This is a genomic window from Ectobacillus polymachus, from assembly GCF_048159605.1.
GTDB classification, from domain to species: domain Bacteria; phylum Bacillota; class Bacilli; order Bacillales; family Bacillaceae_G; genus Ectobacillus; species Ectobacillus polymachus.
Map to the genome: position 1 here is coordinate 250,592 of NZ_JBLREB010000001.1, position 19,757 is coordinate 270,348.

The following is a 19,757-nucleotide window of genomic DNA, read 5'->3' on the forward strand; positions in this document are numbered from 1 at the left end:
GATTCTACTGGGCTTATTCCGTGCGTATAGTAGGAATAGTTGTCCGTAGTCTTATAGAAAGAGGGGGAGTACAATGATCCATCATCCTGCATCGCTAGTCGCACGTGCATTTGCTGCTGTAATTGACATGAGTATAATAAGTATCGTAGCATTTATCATAAGCCTAATTACTGGTTTTCCTATCCTGCAAAAAGCGTCTGGTGATTGGAGAATTCAGCTCGTATTTGTTCTTTATTTTGCGATTCTTCCTATTTTGTGGAATGGTAGAACAATAGGAAAGTATACGACGCATATTATGATTGTAAAGCGAAATGGAAAAAGAATCGATTACGTAACGATGCTGCTTCGAGAACTCGTCGGTTTCTGGCTACTTGGTGTTATTACGTTTGGTATTACAATTTTGATAAGTATATGTTTAATTGCCTTTAGTAAAGAAAAGCGAGGAATTCATGATTATGTAGCAGGAACGTATGTGACGATGCGGAACTAGAATAGTAAGGTATAACTTCAGTTTAAAGTGTAGACCTTATAAAGATGTAGAAGGGTGGAGAATTGGTGGGGCTAGAAATGTCAACGAAGAAAAGACTCATTTTGATCTGGTTAATTACTAGCGAGGTACTACTGGCATTTTCACTTGTTTTTTGGATTTTAGGATTTATTCTGGCCGTTGCCGAACTAGCTATCCCTTTATGGATACTTATCGGAAGCTATCCAATATTCGTTTTCGTAAGTGCATGGATGGCTTGGAGATCCTATGCAAAAGCAATGTTACGAAATTCCTTCCTTTGGAGTTTGTTCCCTATCATTTGGTATGGTTTGATATACGGAATGTCAATCCTATTCTAATGAAAAGGCTAATAGTGTTGATAAGGGAAGTACTTTTACTTCCCTTCATTCATATGTAAAAAATACATTACCTTGTTATCATTTTAGTAATAGAAAGAATAATAGTGGTAATACCTATAATAATAGAAATGATCCCAGCAATTTTATTACGTTTACTATTTAGTTGCCGTGCCACATTCATTTGACTTATACCACTAAATAATAATGCAAGTCCCACAAATATCCTCATAATATCGATATTTACATAATTAAAAAAAGATAAGATCGCTAAACAAAAAGCAATGACACTAATAACAATTACTGATACTAACAATACCTTTTGATTTTTCATCCTATCACCCCCAAGTTATTCCTATTAAAATATAAGTGTGAACTATACCATTTATATCATAAGTTCCAATAAAATGTATGTATGTAAAAACATAGCCATGAAAAAAAGCTTTCTGTTAAGAATGCTTTTTTTCATGGCATGATTGTTTTTATTGTGTAAAACAGAAAGCTAATCAGTACACTCATACAAGAAAAAATGAGTGCTACACTTGCGAAAACTAGGAAATAGACTTGAAATGTACCGAGCATTTGTGTGAGACCGGATAATGAAATATGAAGAAAGCTAGTAGCTATGTTCAGAATAAGTAGCAAGATGAAAATGGTAACGACACCGTTTAATGCACCATTAATATCAGAATGACTTAGGGCAATGTGAGTGGAAATACATATCGCCAAAAATAAAAATAACAAAAAGGAAGGATGGCTGAAATTGCTTCCGGAAAATAGACTTTTCCAAAGTGCCAACATAGATGAGAAAAAGTGTACTCCTATCTCATTTGCGGGTCCTGCTATTTTAATTGCTGCTACATCCTTCATGAATAATTGGTAAGACTGTGGAACGAAGTAATACATGAGAACGACAAGGGCAGCAATTCCGCTAAACACAGGTGCAACTCCAATGAAAAAATTTCCTATTTTTTGATAACTGCTTTTAGGATTGTATGTGTGGCTTACATAGCCAAGCTGTCCATTTTCAGTACGGGTCGGAAACCATTGTATCCTGACAATTCTATGTCCGAACACAATACACATAATGGCATGTCCAAGCTCATGAATCGGTGTGCCAATCCATGCCGTAAGTAAAAATCCAGTTCGTCCAAATGCAGCAGACCAGTAAGAACGAGATAAATCCTGTAAATAACCGAGTACAAAGCCAACTACTAATATCATTCCGACAAACAAACAAAGCTGAAAGATACTCGTTAAAACGAGATGTATCAACACACTTAGCAGAATAATCATCTCCATCACAGAATTTACAATATAGTACCATGAAATAATAGGGAAGAAAAGGATGCAAATATTCAAATACCATTTTAGGTATATTTACATATTATTCAAAATGAAGAAATACGAAACATACATTATGTTTTTCTTTTCATTTATCGCAAAAACAGGTACCATACATAGGGATAATAAAATGCTTGAAGGAGAATAGGATGAAACAGACGTTAATTCAGCAAAACATTACGCTTCATAATTTGCAGCAATTTATTAAAATCAAGGATAATAATCCAAAACGTAAGAACGTCTATTTTCAAAAATTGATTGAAGAAGTAGGCGAGCTTGCTGTGGTATTGCGGAAAGATAAACGATTAGAGGATACAGGTATTATTAAAGGTACCATTGAAGAAGAATTGTATGATGTACTCTATTATGTGCTTGCGATTGCTAACTCCCATAATATTGATATGGAAGAATGCTTTCGGCTTAAGGAGCAATATAAGCAAGAAAAGAAGAAAAAATAAAAGTCTTAGAGGTTAATAAATAACCTCTAAGAAAAACGGTACAAGAAGGACATTAAAGGCTCCTGTTAAGAGCATAGAAATCGTAGCAATCGTGCCTTCAAGTGGTCCCAATTCATAGGCTTTCGAAGTTCCCGTACCATTTGCACTTGTACCAAGCATAATTCCTTTGGCAACCGCCGTCCGAATACGAAGAATTCGTATTAAGAAAGGACCAGTAAGGATTCCGATTAATGCTGTCATAATAACAAACAACGCAGTTAATTCCCCCGTACCTCCCGTCATCGAACTAATATCCATCGCAATTGGCGTCGTCACAATATGAGGCGCTAAACTATCAGACATCGTAATATTCATATGAAATAGTTTAGATAACAAGGTTGAAATGATAATGGAAATTAGAGAGCCAGCAAATACGTTTAGAACGATTTGAACAGCGTGTTTTTTTAACGTTTCACGGTATTGATACAAAGGATAAGCAAAGGCTACAACAGCAGGATCCAATAATTTGGATAATCGATTCGCTCCTTGTGCATAGTGATCGTAGGAAATATGAAATAGCTGTAAAAATAGGATGAGTAATAATGGACAAAGTATTAAGGGGGATAGAACAGTCCATTTATAGGTTTTGTAAATCTTTTTTGTTAACGAATAGATTAGTATAGTAATAGCTAAACATATAAATTGTAAAACATAAATCATCTTTGCTCTCTTCCTTCCATTTTTTCTGCGACAATTCCTGTGAACAGGATAACCATAACCGTACTAATAAAGAGGATAGTTATAATCTCTATTCCGTCGGCTTTGAGAATGTCACGGTACTGAATGATTGCAACAGCAGAAGGAATGAAAAATAATAGCAATTCCTTTAACAGTAAGTCCGATCCGCGTGCAATCCATGCCAGGGGAATGATATGATAATGGATTGCAAGAAGGAGAAGAAGCATTCCAATTATGCTTCCGGGTATCGGAAGATGAAAGAAAGATGAGATCATATCTCCTATCATTGCAAATACATATAAAAATAAGATTTGTAAGCCAATAACTAAATATTTCAATGTGTAATCTCTTCCTTTTTTTGTTTTTACCAAAAGCACTATATCTATACTGTAAAAGGAAAGCGTAGATTGTGTCCAATATATATATTGTGTATTATTAATATGCAAAACATATTAATAGGGAGCGTAAGCGGATGGAATTACGACAATTACAATATTTTATAACAGTAGCAGAGGAGCTTCATTTTGGCCGTGCCGCAAAGCGCTTAAACATGACACAACCACCGCTTAGCCAGCAAATTCAGCAGTTGGAGGAAGAATTAGGTATTATATTATTTCGTCGTACAAAGCGAGTAGTAGAACTTACAGATGCCGGGAAGTTCTTTTTAGAAGGTGTTAATAGTTCATTGGAACAATTAGATGAAGCGATTGAATCAGCGAGACGGGCAGCGCGGGGAGAAATTGGAACACTCACGATTGGATTCGTTGGGTCAGCAACGTACGATCTCCTTCCACCGCTCATTCGAACGTATCGCAATCAATATCCAAATGTAGAAGTAAAGCTACGGGAACTTGCAACACCGCTGCAACTCGAGGAATTATATCATAGAAAATTAGATATTGGATTTCTAAGACCTCCTATCGAAAGTGACATTCTAACAACAGAAGTTGTTCATGAAACGCCTTGCATACTAGCTTTATCGATTCATCATCCGTTAGCACAAGAGGAGCATATTACTCTAGCACAATTACAGAATGATCCATTTATTCTCGTTTCAAGAAACGTATGGCAAGGATTTTACGATGATATTGTGTTTATGTGCCACCGGGCGGGCTATAGTCCAAATATTAAACAAGAAGCAACAGAGTATCATACCGTCATTGGCTTGGTAGCTGCTGGGGTAGGCATTGCTATCGTACCAGCCGCACTGCAAAACTTTGCATTAAAAGAGGTTGTATATCATAATATTGAAGATATAACAAACACTGTGAAAATGGCCATCGCTTATGAAAAAGAACGAATGTCGAAGGAAGCAGAGAATTTCATAAAGGTAATGAAAGTGATAAAATAAGTATGTTTTAGTATTGTGAAAATTAACATTATCTTAAAAAAACGGTTGCACAAGATATGATATAATATTAACCAATTCAATAATCATTACAAAAAGGAATTGAAAGGCTGGACAAGTACATGACACTTTTGCAAACATTAGTTTTTGCTATTATTCAAGGTATATCTGAGTTATTCCCGATTAGTAGTGTTGCTCATGGTGTATTAACACCATATGTATTCCACTGGAATTTAGATCCGGAGTTCTTAAAGGAAAATTTCCTTCCTTATGTTGTAATGCTTCATCTTGGTACAGCAGTCGCGTTATTTCTTTATTTCTGGAAAGATTGGTTTGGAATTATTAAATCTATTTTTACAGGAAGTAAAAAATTACTTTTACTAGTTATTGTTGCAACGATACCTGCTGGCGTAATTGGAGTTGTTTTGGAAAAACCACTTCGTCATATTTTCAGCAATGTAACAAGCGCCGCTATTTTTCTTATTATTAATGGTTTCTTTCTTTTCTTTGGTGAAAAGGCACGCAATAGAGGGACGAAAGAAATTGAAGATTTAAATGGAAAAGAAGCTTTCATTATCGGGTTGTTCCAATCTCTAGCTCTCATCCCTGGATTTTCTCGTTCTGGATCAAGTATGACAGCTGGATTTTGGATGGGCTTAAAGCATGAAGCCGCCGCTCGTTTTTCTATGATTCTAGCTACTCCCGTTATTTTAGGAGCTGGAATTGTTGAAGTTCCAAAACTTATAAAATCAGGTACAGGAAATCTTATGCAAATGTCTCTAATAGGCGGCTTTGCATCAGGAATCTTTGCATTAATCAGTGTATGGATTTTAATGAATTGGTTTAAAAAGAAAGAAATTAATGCGATGCGTCCGTTCGCATACTATTGCTGGACTGTTGGTATTCTCGTATTGATCAGTAAGTTATTCTAAAATTATAAATAATGATAGAAAAAAGAACTGTATTCGTACAGTTCTTTTTTTGTATTCATTAAAGAAACTCTGCTTGGCCTGTTTAAACACTATATATATGAGTTAATTCATCATTTGGGTTAATAACAAATGTAATATATGATAAACATGGTTATTATGAATTGGGTTAATTAACAATAAAACCGGTTTTATAATTTATGAGTATTTGAACAAATAAAACAGTAATTAAAGATGTTGTTTTAAAGGGATTTTAGGGGTTATTTACGTTATTTATGCATTCTTTAATTATCTTTTTACTTTATCAAAACAAATCATTAATAAAACCGGTTTAATATTATTTACGGAGGTAAGGTAAATGTCTTCAATTAATGAAGTTGCCAAACTGGCCAATGTTTCGAAAAGCACAGTATCAAATGTTTTCAGTCAAAAAAGACCTATTAGCAAGGAGGTGACCGAACGAGTTCTGCAGGCTGCAAAAGAATTGAAATATAAACCAAATTATTTAGCAAGAAGTTTAGCCATTAAGCAAACGAGAATTATTGGTATTAACATGCCGCGAGAAAGGGCGAAATTCAGTCAATTTCATCTGTCTCTATTAAACGGAGTATTGAGCGAATGTTATGAGAAGGGGTATCGACTGCTTATCAATTCATTGGCGGATACTTTTAAGGAAAAAGTCGAGTTTATTGCTTCTGATCCAGTAGATGGAGAGATTATTCTGGATCCAGCGGATGATAAGGACAAGAGAATGGAAGACAGAATGAATCAAGGTGTACCCTTTGTTGTCGTAGGAAAGCCCCCTAAGATTCTTGAAACCTCCATTCCCTACGTTGACAATGATAATTTCGCCGTCGGTTCACAAGTAACGCAATATTTATTATCTCTTGGTCATAAAAGGATACTTTTTCTAAATGCTCCTAAATACCGCACAGTGAGCATCGATCGTTATCAAGGATATAAGCATGCCTTGACTTCGGCAGGCTTACCAAATGATGCAGATTTGGCGTCATTTTTGGAGGAGAGTAAAACATCCGCAGAGTTTGGATACGAGCAAACAAAAGCTATATTAAATACGGGTTCAAATATTACAGCAATTATAACCGATTCATATAAGATGGCTATCGGTGTATATCGCGCGGCGGAAGAGCTTGGATATTGTATTCCTGATGATTTATCCGTTATTTCGTTTAGTAATGACTCGACATACGCCGATGTGTTAAAGCCTCCCTTAACATGCGTTGATCTAAATGCAGAAATACTTGGAAGGGAAGCAGCTAAATTACTTTTAGAAAGACTGGAGGAAAAAAACTCCATAGTTAAACGAATCATTATACCTTCTGAATTTGTAGAACGCGGTTCTTGTAAAAGAGCCAACAAGGAAACTAAATAACTTTAGGAGGCTTTTATGGCTATTTCACTAAAAAAATTTCAGAGGTAGAGAGATATCGGATAGAATCATTATGTAGTCCAATTTATATTCAGAATAAGGAGTAAATGAATTGCTACTAGTTAAGAACAAAACAGAAAGTCCTTCTTTGCTTTCAAACTCTACAAAAATCTTTTTAATCATCCTTTGTTTAAACGGTATTGCTAATAGTTTATCGAATATATTTGTAAACATTTTCTTATATAAAGTTTCTCAAAACTTATATGAGGTAGCGCTATTTAACTTCGTATCTTATGTTGTATGGATGCCAACGTTTTTATATGCAGGTATCTTAAGTAAAAAAATAAATCGAAAGATAAGTATTGTTATTGGAAGTATATTGCAATTGGTGTTTTATCTCTGTATCATTCTGTTCGGAAAAGCCTCTGTTGATATGGTAATTCCGCTTGGCATAATTTTTGGAGTTGGATCCGGGTTTTATTGGCTATCGGTTAATGTACTTACAGTAGATTATACAAATAATAACAATAGAGATTGGTTTAATGCTTTAAATGGAATTTTTCACTCCATTTCACAAATGATCGGTCCTTTGGCTGCAGGGTGGATTGTGGTAATGTTCCCAGGATTTATGGGGTATAAAACAATTTTTACTTTATCTTTTTTGTTCTTTCTTGCATCTATGCTTTTAACTTTCTTTTTGCCAAACACAAAAGAAAAGAATGTTTTTGATTATAAATCTATGTTTCGTATGTATGGAAACAAAGAATGGAGATATATGGCGTATGTTTTCAGTAGCTTAGCATTTCGCGATGGAGTCTTGTCTTTTATTATTTGGATTTGGGTCTACATGGTTACGAAAAGTGAGGGATTACTGGGAAACTACGCTTTTATTACTACAGCTTTCTCTGTGATTACTTTTTATATAATCGGACGTTTTGGAAGGCAAGAACGGAAATGGAATTTTATCGTCTGGGCAAGCTTATTACTAAGTCTCTCTATTTTTTTACTTGTTTTCCATATAAATTATATTACTTTACTTGTTTACGGATTAACCTCTGCTGTCTGTACTCCGTTGTTTCAGATTCCCTTTAATACTTTGTCATTAAATTCAATTTCTAAATTTGATGAGAATGGGAAGTTAAGAATTGAAATGGTAGTATCGAGAGAACTCGCGTTAAGTGTAGGTCGTATACCGAGTGTAGGATGTGTCATGCTCATCTATTTTCTAAATGACAATCCTGCAGCAGTGATTCCTTATTTTATGGCACTGTTAATTTTAATTGGGTTGTCTTCTCTCTACTTTTTACGCGAGTATAAGCATACGTTATAAATAGTGATTGGAACATGTGGAGCGAATCTCGCAACTTATATAAAAAGATGGGGCTGTCTAAAAAGTGCCAATGAAAAACAAATGTTTTTCGTTGGCATATTTTATTTTTCGACTGTTTTATTGACAGTAGGTAGTGGTCGCGGCTCCTATTATCCGAAAAACATAGTGGCCGAACTTTACAAAATTTCATTATAGATACCTATATATTGCCTAATGCTGTAGTCATCCTTTTATATTAATATATCAGCATATATTAAATGGTGTTAGTGTTATAGTATAATAAATTAAACTGTTATCTGTACATAATTTTGTAGGGGGTTGATGATTTTGTTTTGTACGAAGTGTGGTGCACCTATTGAAATAAACAATAAATTCTGTTCATCCTGTGGTGAAAAACTTGAACAAGATAAAAACTATGAAACAAATATAAATAATAGTCAGGATACTTATTCTCGAACCTCGTCCCGAAAAGAAGAGTATGTGAAAGGTCTTTCCGATCAAGTTAGAGGGACTTTTTCACAAGCCACTCAAAAAATAAATTCAATGGTTGGGGAGGAAGGGAATATAGACCTGAATTTACGGGATGTTTTTTCAGCAGTTTTGCAGAGGCATTCGAAAGAGGAAGGAGAAATCTTGCTTACATCAGGTACAAAACTGACAACACCTAGTGAACGGGATATTTCTACATCTTGGCCAAAGCCTTGGTTATTCTCTAGAGTCTTTTTTGTACTTGCCATTACCTATATCTGTTTGTATATTTGTACATATTTCTTTGAAAGCACTAATACCATTCCTGGTCTAATTATGATTGGATCGTTTACTGTCCCTTTTTCGTTACTTATTTTTTTCTGGGAAACAAATGCACCACGAAATATAAGTGTTTATGAGATTTCAAAAATGTTTTTTATTGGTGGTACATCTTCTCTTGTTATAACGCTGTTTTTATATTCTTTTATTTCAGTCAATGAAATAGATGTTACTGGGGCTGTAATTATTGGTATAGTAGAAGAGTTAGGGAAACTTGTGATTATTGCTTACTTTATCTATAAAATAAATCCAAAGTACATCTTAAATGGTCTTCTAATAGGTGCAGCAATCGGTGCAGGATTTGCATCATTCGAATCAGCAGGCTATGCTTACAATTTAGGTACTCTCTATGGAAATCATTCTATGCTTTCTATAATTTTTAGTCGGGCTTGGGAATCGATGGGGACACACACTGTATGGGCTGCTATTTCGGGTGCTGCATTGGTCTACGCCAAAGGAAGCCAACCATTGAAAAGAGATCACTTTTTCAGTAATAAATTTATCAAAATATTTTCAGTTCCTGTTATTTTACATGCACTATGGGATATGCCCTTTCAAATAATGGATAATCTTGGATTTATCGTTTTAATTATAACAGCATGGCTCTTTATCTTTGTCTTTATTAATGCAGGGTTAAAACAGATTACGCGAATAAATTTTGAAGAAACACCATCATCTCTCAATTAAAACTAAAATTAAATTAAGAAGGTCATTATGTTTCTATTATTATACTGATATTCCATCACCAGCCTTAATTCCATTCAGGAATTAGGGCTATTTCTATTTAGGAGGAATTTTGATGAAAACCTTATAAAAGAAAACCGCAAATGGACATTTGGATTTTGTGCTATCCTTTCATTTATTTTACTATTAAGAAGTGATACTATAATAAATATATATTTTGAATATTCATACATATTTAAAATAATAGAGACAACTAATTAATAAAGCTATTTTACATTTCATGCAATGTTCATACAAAAGGGGACGGTTCATCTTGAGAAAGTCTGTTGTGTTTTTATTTCTTGTATTGGCAAATCTGTTTTGGGCAGGCAATTATGTATTTGGAAAATATGTTGTAGCTGAAATGTCACCGTTACAAATTACTTTTTCCCGCTGGATGCTGGCAGTGATATTACTGTTTCCTATCGCCCATTTTATTGAGCATCCAGACTGGAAGCAGGTATGGAGGAAGTGGAAGCTTCTGTTGCCGATGGGAGCACTAGGGATTATCGGTTATAACTTCTTCTTGTACATCGCACTTCAATATACTACATCCTTGAATGCAGCGCTAATTAACTCATTAAACCCAGCGTTAATTGTGTTGTTTTCTTTTTTATTTTTAGGGGAAAAGCTTGCTCCTAAAAATATTGTAGGCTTGTTTGTATCGCTGTTTGGCGTGCTATTAATTTTAACTAAGGGGCAGCTCCAGCAGATTTTTACGATTCATTATAATGAAGGCGATCTGTTAATGCTGTTTGTCATTTTTATTTGGACTGTGTATTCCATTTTAGGAAGAAGGCAAAAGGGAATTCCGCCTATTTCCGCCACCGCGGTTTCTGCCTTTCTTGGTCTTCTTCTTGTTCTTCCATTTGTGATTGCTACTGGGATTCACTTGCCGCATAGTGAACGAGCAATAGTGGGAATTTTGTATATTGGTCTTTTTCCATCTGTTGGATCGTTTGTATTCTGGAATACAGCAGTAAGCCAAATCGGTGCAAGTAGAGCAAGCATATATTTGAACTTGATTACCGTATTTACAGCTATTATTAGCGCTTTTCTAGGACAACCAATTACTATGATTCAAATCCTAGGCGGATTGCTTGTGTTCTTTGGGGTTTACTTAACGAGTAAAAAAACGAGTAAAACCAAAGTGGTTCAACCGGATGTAGTGGATATGTAATCATGGAACGTAAATTTCGCAGCTTATACATAGTCTAGTAAGAAAAAATAGTTTATAATTAAACTGTTCAGATCTGAACTATTACAATAGAAGAAGGTGAGATTCTTGCCTCAAGATACAAGTACAAACCGTACAAGTGAAGTTATTCAATCTTTTACATCCGTAAATCGAACGCTTTTGACATTTACGCAGCAAAATGCTAGCAGCCTGGGGTTAACTGTACCGCAAATGGGGATCTTAAATACGATTTATATAGGACCTTCGATTACATTAAAGGCAATTACAGAAAAACTTGCACTTCCAAAGAGTACAGTGAGCGTAAATGTAGATGGACTTGTAAATCTCGGTTTAGTAGAACGAGCACAATCTGCAGAGGACCGACGAGAAATCCATGTAACAGTAACAGCAAAGGGAGAGGAGGCAGCAAAAGCTTCTATTCAGAATGCCTCTTCATTTCGAGCGATGAAGATTGCCTTGCAGTCTCTTTCTGAGGAAGAAATTACTACACTGCTCCGATTACATTCACAATTACTTTCCTCGTTACAAACTGTTAAGTAAGAGTTCTCTTTCAGTAGGAAGAATATGACTTTTTGAAGTGAAGGATTTTCCTTCACTTTTTTCTATTCATAATACTTTATGGAAATTTGTTACACAAATACGTTAATCCATACGCTATAATGGAATAGAGCTTAATGTTTTTATCGTTACTTATAGTGACTATCATAATGTAATAGTTTAATAGGGTAGTAAAGAAATGAGGATGTTTATCATGAAATCGAAAGTTTTTAAGTGGGTAGTGAGTATTGCTTTGATTCTCCTAATTGGTGGGGGAGTTTTTGCATTCACTGTGTATCAAAAGGTATCGAAAACAATGAATCAAATTCATCAATCACTTGATCGAGAGCATTCACCTGAGCGTACTCAGGATGTGAGTGCAAAGGCCAAAAAACCAATCTCGATTCTTTTACTCGGTATTGATCCGGTTGGAGTAGATGAATTGGGCACTAAAACGGAAACGTATGGTCGTTCTGATACGATTATGCTTTTGACATTAAATCCAAATACAAAATCGATGAAGACACTTAGTATTCCACGTGATACGTACGGAGAAATTGTCGGAAAGAATGAGAACGATAATATTAACCGTGCTTATGCATTTGGGAATATTAATATGGCTGTGAACACAATTGAAAAGTATATAAATGTACCGATTGATTACTATGTCACGGTAGATACAAGTTCAGTGAAGGATATTGTCAATATTCTTGGTGGGATTGATGTAAATAACAACCATGACTTTTCGGTTGACGGAACTCATTTTCCGGAGGGAGTAGTTCATTTAACGGGAGAGACAGCAGAAGCGTACCTTCGAGATCGTGAAAATGATCCGAATGGCGACTTCGGCCGGCAAGAAAGAGTTCGGAGCGTAGTGAATGCTACCATCAAAAAGGGAGCAGACATTCAGACACTTCCTAACCTAGAACCGATCCTAACAGCTGTTGGAAAAGATGTAAAAACAAATCTTAGCCAAGATGATATGATTTCGATGATTCAAAACTATAAAGATTGCCGAAACAACAATGAAGAGCTGCAAATGCTTGGTGGTGAGGGCTTCTTCACGGGTACGATGTGGCATTATCGTGTGAAGGACGATACAAAAAAAGAAATTACGAATAAATTGCGACAAAACCTTGAGATTCCACAACAATAATAGCTTTATGCATAGGTGGAAGGAAGATCAGCTTTTAAGACGAGCTGATCTTTTTTACTAGTTATTACCAAAAATCCCCTCCTATATTAAAGGTAGATAAATTACAATTTACTAGAATCCCCTTTAATTTTTTCAATTTTCGAATTAATATAAAGGTAACCCGTAAAAAGGAGAGATATTCATTGAATGCATTAATATTCCAACAACCACCTACTCTTGAGAATAATAGAGTTAAGCTTGTTCCTATGCAGCAAGAACATGCACCTTTACTTTATAAAATTTGTAACCATGATCTATGGACACATATGCTTGGCAATATCGAAAAGGAAGAGGATATGGAAAAGTGGGTTGCGAACGCATTGCGAGGGCGTCAAGCGAAGACCTCACTGCCATTTGTGGTAATGTTAAAGGAATCAAAACAGGTGATTGGGACGACGCGAGTCTATGATATGAGTAACAAAATGAAATCCTGTGAAATTGGGTATACATGGTATGCTATGCCTTATCAAAGAACGTACGTTAATTCTGACTGCAAATACTTATTACTACAATATTGTTTTGAGCAACTAGAATACATACGAGTACAATTTAAAACAGATGAATGGAATATTCGCTCGCAAAAAGCCATTGAACGATTAGGCGCGGTTAAGGAAGGAATTATCCGTAACGAAAGAATCCATATTAATGGGTATATTCGCAACGCGGTGCTATATTCGATCACGAATCAAGATTGGATGGAAGTAAAACAGAAATTTCTTAAACGTGAAAAAGAATACACGAAGACGCAGAATCAGGCTTAATGGTGTATGTATTCATAGTTAAGAACCCTCCATGGTGAGGGTTCTTTTCCTTTTCCTTTAGAAGTAGGAGTCTTCACGTCTAAAGTGATAAAATAAAGTGAAACTTCCCTCGGTGGGGGTTTTTTCTCATCCCCCACCGAGGGTTAGCCCGCCCAATACGGACTTTTACGGGCAGTTGTCCACCACTTAGCCTTTTCAGTTTTCTCTAAGCCTTGAAGTGGGGGCTTACTGCCCGTTAAAGCGGGATAAACCGTGCATACCTTTTCTTTTCTTTGTAGTTCGTAGATTGTACAAATGGATTTCACTTGTTTTTCGTTTTTATGCGATATAGTGAAAGTAGTATGCACGGGAGAGGAGAATTGACTCTATGAATATATTGCTAGCAGAAGATGATCTACAACTCGGTGAACTAGTTGCCCATATGCTGAAGAAAAAGGGCGGTTATCATGTAGATTGGGTAACAAGGGGTGACGATGCCTACGATTATGCGATTGCCTCGCACTATGATGTGCTGATTCTAGATTGGATGATGCCCGGCGAAGATGGAGTGAATCTATGCCGTCATTTGCGTAAAGAGGGGCTTAAAGGTGCCATTTTAATATTAACTGCTAAGGATGCTTTGCAGGACCGTATACAGGGGCTAGATTCGGGTGCAGATGATTATTTAGTGAAGCCCTTTGAAATAGACGAATTACTTGCACGGCTACGCGCGTTATCACGGCGAAATTATGCTCCGATTCAGGAAGAAATCGTCCGAATTCATGATTTAACATTAAATCGAACGAGCCATACGGTATTTCAAGGGAATGAAGAGGTACTGCTTACGCCGCGAGAATTTCAATTATTGGATCTGTTAGTTCAAAATCAGGGACAAGTGCTGCCAAGAGAGATTATACTTGATCGAATATGGGGCTATGATGCAGATGTATCGGTAAAAACGATCGATGCGACGGTGAAGCTGCTGCGAAAGAAGCTAAACATACCGCGAAATCAAGGATGGATTCAAAGCATAAGGGGGGTAGGCTACAAACTTGAATCATAATCATCGTGTACAAAGACCAAAACGCTTTGTAAAGGATGTGTTTAAGCGAACCCAAACGAGATTAACGCTTTCATACAGCCTTTTACTTATGATGTTTCTCGTACTATTTATTTGTATTGTCTATGGACTTCTTTACGTTATAATGATGTACAATCAAAAGCAAGAGATCCAATCCCTAGCAAACCAGCAAGCAAGTGTGATTCAAGATGTTCTTATGAATCCAGCACAAGATTCTTCGTCTATGATAACGTTTGGACAAAATCAATATTTTTACTATGTAGTGGACCAGCAAGGAAAGCTCATATTAGGTGACGAAACGATTCATTCGCTGCATGATGATTTTTTGAAAACGTTACAGGGCTGGAATCCACAGCAAAGCAAACTTCGAAATGTGTCAATGGAAGTACGTTCCCACCATATGATGCATGGTGAGGATGGACAGCAAGTAAATGTTCTCATACTTGCACAGCCTGTTATGAATGGAAAAGATCAGATTGGGACTCTGTATGTAGGAGAAAATATCTCTTCCGTATACCGGATATTTAAAATACTGCTTATCATTTTAATTGGACTTGCGGTCGTGTTTTTTGGTGTAGCTTTATACTTTAGTCGTTATATGTCCAAGCGCGCACTGATTCCGATTCGCGAATCATATATAAGACAGCGTGAGTTTGTAGGGAATGCCTCACATGAATTGCGCACACCGCTAAGCATCTTGCTATCTTCTCTTGATACATTGGAAATGGAACAAGATGAACATACGAGTGATTTTGCAAGGAAGGTTCAGCGGAATATGAAAGAGGAAGTAAAGCGGATGACAAAGCTCGTCAGTGACTTACTAACGCTTGCTCGCTCTGACTCGAATGAACAGGAGATAGTAAAAACACGATTTGATTTTCATTCGTCTGCAGCAAAGGTGCTGGAAACATTCGAACCGATGGCTGCTTCGAAGCAAATTAAGGTATCTTTCCATGCGGATGACTCCTTACAGGTGTATGGGAACGAAGATCGGCTCACACAGCTTATCTATATATTAGTAGACAATGCGATAAAATACACTCCGGATCAAGGATCGATTACGGTTACGTTACAAATTGAAAATGATAAGAAGCACAGTCTCTGTATGACCGTGCAGGATACAGGAATTGGCATAAAACAGGAGGATTACAGCCGTATCTTTGAAAGGTTCTACCGAACTGATAAATCTAGATCGAAGGAAGTCGGCGGCTACGGTCTTGGTCTATCCATCGCCAAATGGATTGTAGACGCCCATCACGGTACGATTCAAGTAGCAAGTGAAGAAACAGGAAGTACATTTACCGTACGAATACCTAATGTGTAGGAGGATGTTCCATGTGGAGCATCCTCTTTCTTTTTCTCATTATTAATAAATTGTTCTTTACTTACACTCTTAATATGTAATAATGAAAAGGGTGTTGGAAATTATTATATAATAATGGATACAAATGGATGTACTGTATTCATGAAAATCATGTATATAGTAAAGTCAGGTGAAATATTGTAAGCGAACGGAACAATTTAATAGGGGGGATGTAAGGATGAAGAGTGAGTCAACTTCAAATAGTTCGATAGGGGAATTAATTCGTAACAAAGTAGCACGTACAATATTACTATCCGCTATTTTTCTGCAAATAGGTATTTGGGTGCGTAATTATTCTATATTATTGTATGTAATGGAGAGGACAAATGGAAATCCGGTAGCAGTTTCTCTTATTTCATTGGCTGAATTTGCACCTATCTTTTTATTTTCGTTTATTGGAGGGACGTTTGCTGATCGATGGCGTCCGAAACGCACAATGGTTTGGTGTGACTTTCTTAGCGCTATTTCTATTTTTGTTGTTTTACTTACTCTTGTATTCGGCAGTTGGAAAGCCATTTTCTTTGCGACCCTTGTTTCATCCGTATTGTCACAATTTTCTCAGCCATCTGGCATGAAATTATTTAAGTTACATGTATCAGAAGAGCTTATTCCAATAGGAATGTCTATGTATCAGACGATCTTTGCCTTATTTATGATATTAGGACCTATTATAGGGACATTTGTGTATCAGCAATATGGAATCGATGCTGCTATTGGTATTATGGGTGTTGCTTTTTTAATATCAGCTGCTGTGCTTCTGATGTTACCTCCAGACTACGACAGTGTACAAGAAGAAAAAACTACGCTTTGGCAGGAAATGAAGGATGGATTTGGGTATGTTCTTAAAAATAGGTCCTTGACCCTGCTTGGGGGTGGCTTTGCTGCGGCGGGATTAGCATTGGGGTTAACACAGCCACTCACCGTATTTCTTGTTACAGAACGACTTGGTTTAGCAAAGGAACATCTACAATGGTTGATGGCGGCGAATGGAGCTGCCATGATTGTTGGTGGAGGAATTGTTATGACAACAGCAAAGAAATATGCCCCGCAGCATCTACTCATGATTGGGATGGTTGTTAGTAGCGCTGGCTTTTTATTGATGGGGTTATCTACGGAGTTATGGCTTACGCTTGCAGCAGAATTTTTGTCTGGACTTGCTATGCCTTGTATTCAAATAGGAATAAACACAATGATTATGCAAAATACGGAGGCAGAATTTATTGGACGCGTCAACGGGATTTTAACCCCAATCTTTATGGGGGCAGTGGTTATTACGATGAGTGTAGCTGGAGTGTTGAAGGAATCATTCTCACTTGTAGCAATCTACTCAGTAGCAGCGATTCTTTTCCTTGTTGGGGTTATGATTACATTACCATTAAAACAGTCGGTAAGTAATCAGGAAAATTTGGAGAAACTTAAGATATAGTCAACTATATACATAGAGAAATGGTTAAACATACTATGATCAGAAGAGGATACTATGTCCAATATTGGATATATATCCTCTTCTTTTCTTAAATATTCATATTTTTGCCATAACTTTGTGTGCAAATTTTTACAACCTGAAATAGTGTGACCAGCATCACACTGAATCACGGAAAGGTTCTGTATCCTAAAAACAAACAAAGCAGAAAGGTGAGGATAAAATGTTCTGTTATCAATGTGAGCAAACTCCATCCGGCGGTTGTCATGTAATTGGTGTTTGTGGGAAAGATGAAACAATTGCAAGTTTACAAGACACGATTATTTTTGCTTTAAAAGGGATTGCAGCCTATCGTACTCACGCAAACCAGCTGGGGTACACAGATTCATTCGTGGATACCACGACTCATGAAGCACTGTATATGACACTTACAAATTCAAACTTTAACCTACAAGAACACATCGATATGGCGATGAAGGTGGGGCAATCAGCGGTGCGTGTTATGGAATTGCTTGATGAAGCTCACACGAAGCGTCTAGGAATCCCTCAGCCGATTCGCGTAAGCCAAAATAAAATTGAAGGCAAATGCATTGTCGTAACGGGTCACAATCTTTTTGCTTTAGAAGAATTATTAAAGCAAACGGAAGGAAAAGGTATTAATATCTATACCCATTCCGAAATGCTTCCAGCACATGGCTATCCGGCGTTGAAAAAATATCCACACTTGAAAGGAAATATTGGAAAGGCTTGGTATGATCAACGCCGCCTTTTTGAAAACTTCCCTGGGGCCATTTTAGCGACTACCAACTGTGTAATGCCAATAAAAGGTACCTATGCTGATCGTATGTTCAGCTATGAGGTAGCTGGTTTGGAAAATGTCCAAAAAATTATGAATGATGATTTTTCACCATTAATCGAAAGAGCATTAGAACTTCCCGAGGCCAATATGGATTCGGATGAAACCCTGTTAACCGGATTTCACCATGAAACAGTACTTGGTTTAGCACCGGAAGTCATTGCTGCAGTAAAAGAAGGGAAAATAAAAAGGTTTTTCGTCATTGCCGGATGTGATGCACCTGGTAAAGGTGGAGACTACTACCGAGAGCTTGCAACATCCCTTCCACCGGAGACTGTCATACTAACAACATCCTGCGGAAAATTCCGTTTTAATGATGTTGATTATGGTACTGTACCTGGAACGAATATTCCACGTTATATCGATTTAGGTCAATGCAATAACTCTGGCTCAACTGTTAAAATTGCCAAAGCGCTTGCAGATGCTTTTGAATGTGAAATAAATGAACTTCCAGTCAGCATTGTTCTTTCATGGTTCGAACAAAAAGCGGTTGCTATTCTTTTAGGTCTATTCAGTCTCGGCATTCAAGATATTCGAATCGGACCAAAGCCGCCTGAATTTATTTCTGAGGGCGTTTTGAAGGTTCTCCAAGACACTTTTGATTTGAAATTAATTGGTACCGCCCAAGAGGATATGAAGGAAATGCTTCAACTCTAACAAATTCTAGACAAAATACAGTAACGAAAAAGGGAAAGACCGAGCGATTGCTCGGTCTTTCTTATGTATAGGACGAGTTATTAACCGTGAACAAAGCTTTCGCTCTATTCGTTTTCTTCTAAAAAATTTTTATAAAACTTTTTCTTATGATTCTATTTTTTCACCATATTTTCTTTTTTCTTATCTACAATAGGTCTCGTAAGCAAGACAACCTAAGTAAGAGGAGGTGAGAGCATGAAAAAGAAGAAAAGATTTAAATGGCTCATACTTGTACCAATCATGGCTATCATGCTATTCACAGGGTTTCAAGTTGCGGAACATATAGTAGGTCATCGATATGCAAATTATAATATGCATTCCATGATGAGTAGCCAAGGCCAAGGCCTATATCAACAATCTCCATTCCAAGGTGGCAATCAGCTTGTCATTATTGAAGGCAATGGTAATTACCATAATGGTATGATGTACCAAAATGGCATGATGGAGCATAGAGGTTATGGTCATCATGAACGAGAATTTGTTGGTCTCTCTATCCTTGAGTTCTTCCTAGCATTAGGAGCTATTCTTACTGGTTGGTTGTTATGGAGAGGCGCTAAGCAAGGTCCTAGAAAGTGGATTGGCTTAACCTTAATGGGTCTAGGTGCATTGTCTACTTTTCCAATCCTTCTTATTGCAGCAGCTATTTACTGGATCCTTAAGAAAGTTAAACATGATGATAACGATTTTGTAAAAGGTGAATATACTCCTGTTCAAACTGTGAAGCATACAGATTTCTTAGACGAATGGGAACGAAAGATTAATGAGGAGGAAAAATAAAA

Annotated in this window: 21 protein-coding genes; 17 read left to right on the forward strand and 4 right to left on the reverse strand. The window is 36.6% G+C overall.

The genetic code is table 11. From position 1 onward, the window contains the following. Positions 1–73: 73 nt before the first annotated feature. Positions 74–490 (forward strand): RDD family protein, encoded by a 417-nt coding sequence (locus ACM5BR_RS01160; protein WP_416825359.1) that lies wholly within the window; start codon positions 74–76, stop codon positions 488–490. A 77-nt stretch (positions 491–567) separates the two neighbouring features. Next, positions 568–846: a hypothetical protein gene (locus ACM5BR_RS01165; protein WP_416825360.1), complete on the forward strand. Its 279-nt coding sequence runs from the start codon at positions 568–570 to the stop codon at positions 844–846. A gap of 67 nt (positions 847–913) precedes the next feature. On the opposite strand, the gene ACM5BR_RS01170 is transcribed toward ACM5BR_RS01165, so the two are convergent. Together ACM5BR_RS01170 and ACM5BR_RS01175 are read right to left on the reverse strand one after the other, a co-directional pair. Further along, a complete protein-coding gene (locus ACM5BR_RS01170; RefSeq protein ID WP_416825361.1) occupies positions 914–1,177 on the reverse strand; it encodes a hypothetical protein in 264 nt (87 codons plus the stop codon). 131 nt (positions 1,178–1,308) lie between these two features. Beyond that, positions 1,309–2,145, reverse strand: a complete 837-nt coding sequence (locus ACM5BR_RS01175) for a hypothetical protein (protein WP_416825362.1) — start codon at positions 2,143–2,145, stop codon at positions 1,309–1,311. Positions 2,146–2,336: 191 nt separating this feature from the next. On the opposite strand from ACM5BR_RS01175, the gene ACM5BR_RS01180 reads away from it, so the two are divergent. Beyond that, the gene (locus tag ACM5BR_RS01180; protein ID WP_416825363.1) at positions 2,337–2,645 is read left to right on the forward strand and encodes a MazG nucleotide pyrophosphohydrolase domain-containing protein; all 309 of its coding nucleotides are present in this window, start codon (positions 2,337–2,339) and stop codon (positions 2,643–2,645) included. Positions 2,646–2,657: 12 nt separating this feature from the next. Here the strand turns inward: ACM5BR_RS01180 and ACM5BR_RS01185 are convergent, their stop codons facing one another. Beyond that, positions 2,658–3,344: an LrgB family protein gene (locus tag ACM5BR_RS01185; RefSeq protein WP_416825364.1), complete on the reverse strand. Its 687-nt coding sequence runs from the start codon at positions 3,342–3,344 to the stop codon at positions 2,658–2,660. Further along, positions 3,341–3,700, reverse strand: a complete 360-nt coding sequence (locus ACM5BR_RS01190; protein WP_416825365.1) for a CidA/LrgA family protein — start codon at positions 3,698–3,700, stop codon at positions 3,341–3,343. Before ACM5BR_RS01190 ends, ACM5BR_RS01185 begins: the two co-directional genes overlap by 4 nt. A 134-nt stretch (positions 3,701–3,834) precedes the next feature. Here ACM5BR_RS01190 and ACM5BR_RS01195 point away from each other — a divergent pair, with 134 nt between their 5' ends. The 14 genes from ACM5BR_RS01195 to ACM5BR_RS01260 all read left to right on the forward strand — a co-directional run bounded on the left by ACM5BR_RS01195 (position 3,835) and on the right by ACM5BR_RS01260 (position 19,755). After that, positions 3,835–4,713, forward strand: coding sequence for a LysR family transcriptional regulator (locus ACM5BR_RS01195; protein ID WP_416825366.1), 879 nt, complete (start codon positions 3,835–3,837; stop codon positions 4,711–4,713). Positions 4,714–4,832: 119 nt separating this feature from the next. Then, positions 4,833–5,642, forward strand: a complete 810-nt coding sequence (locus ACM5BR_RS01200; RefSeq protein ID WP_416825367.1) for an undecaprenyl-diphosphate phosphatase — start codon at positions 4,833–4,835, stop codon at positions 5,640–5,642. Between the two features lie 355 nt (positions 5,643–5,997). Continuing rightward, positions 5,998–7,032 carry a LacI family DNA-binding transcriptional regulator gene (locus tag ACM5BR_RS01205; protein WP_416825368.1) on the forward strand — a complete coding sequence of 345 codons (1,035 nt, stop codon included), beginning with the start codon at positions 5,998–6,000 and terminating at the stop codon, positions 7,030–7,032. Positions 7,033–7,141: 109 nt separating this feature from the next. Next, entirely contained in the window at positions 7,142–8,359 is a 1,218-nt protein-coding gene (locus tag ACM5BR_RS01210; RefSeq protein ID WP_416825369.1) for an MFS transporter, read from the forward strand. Positions 8,360–8,686: 327 nt separating this feature from the next. Beyond that, positions 8,687–9,853: a PrsW family glutamic-type intramembrane protease gene (locus tag ACM5BR_RS01215; protein ID WP_416825370.1), complete on the forward strand. Its 1,167-nt coding sequence runs from the start codon at positions 8,687–8,689 to the stop codon at positions 9,851–9,853. 310 nt (positions 9,854–10,163) lie between these two features. Beyond that, positions 10,164–11,069 (forward strand): DMT family transporter, encoded by a 906-nt coding sequence (locus ACM5BR_RS01220; protein ID WP_416825371.1) that lies wholly within the window; start codon positions 10,164–10,166, stop codon positions 11,067–11,069. A gap of 105 nt (positions 11,070–11,174) precedes the next feature. Beyond that, on the forward strand, positions 11,175–11,627 hold the full coding sequence (locus tag ACM5BR_RS01225; protein ID WP_416825372.1) for a MarR family winged helix-turn-helix transcriptional regulator: 453 nt from the start codon (positions 11,175–11,177) through the stop codon (positions 11,625–11,627). A gap of 211 nt (positions 11,628–11,838) precedes the next feature. Beyond that, entirely contained in the window at positions 11,839–12,780 is a 942-nt protein-coding gene (locus ACM5BR_RS01230) for an LCP family glycopolymer transferase (RefSeq protein ID WP_416825373.1), read from the forward strand. A 182-nt stretch (positions 12,781–12,962) separates the two neighbouring features. Beyond that, positions 12,963–13,580: a GNAT family N-acetyltransferase gene (locus ACM5BR_RS01235; RefSeq protein WP_416825374.1), complete on the forward strand. Its 618-nt coding sequence runs from the start codon at positions 12,963–12,965 to the stop codon at positions 13,578–13,580. 367 nt (positions 13,581–13,947) lie between these two features. Continuing rightward, positions 13,948–14,622, forward strand: coding sequence for a response regulator transcription factor (locus tag ACM5BR_RS01240; protein ID WP_416825375.1), 675 nt, complete (start codon positions 13,948–13,950; stop codon positions 14,620–14,622). Next, a complete protein-coding gene (locus ACM5BR_RS01245; protein ID WP_416825376.1) occupies positions 14,612–15,964 on the forward strand; it encodes a sensor histidine kinase in 1,353 nt (450 codons plus the stop codon). The genes ACM5BR_RS01240 and ACM5BR_RS01245 overlap by 11 nt, the downstream gene beginning before the upstream one ends. 217 nt (positions 15,965–16,181) lie before the next feature. Further along, positions 16,182–17,429, forward strand: coding sequence for an MFS transporter (locus ACM5BR_RS01250; protein WP_416825377.1), 1,248 nt, complete (start codon positions 16,182–16,184; stop codon positions 17,427–17,429). A 220-nt stretch (positions 17,430–17,649) separates the two neighbouring features. Beyond that, the gene (gene hcp, locus ACM5BR_RS01255) at positions 17,650–18,939 is read left to right on the forward strand and encodes a hydroxylamine reductase (protein ID WP_416825378.1); all 1,290 of its coding nucleotides are present in this window, start codon (positions 17,650–17,652) and stop codon (positions 18,937–18,939) included. Between the two features lie 234 nt (positions 18,940–19,173). After that, on the forward strand, positions 19,174–19,755 hold the full coding sequence (locus tag ACM5BR_RS01260) for a hypothetical protein (RefSeq protein ID WP_416825379.1): 582 nt from the start codon (positions 19,174–19,176) through the stop codon (positions 19,753–19,755). Positions 19,756–19,757: the final 2 nt, after the last annotated feature.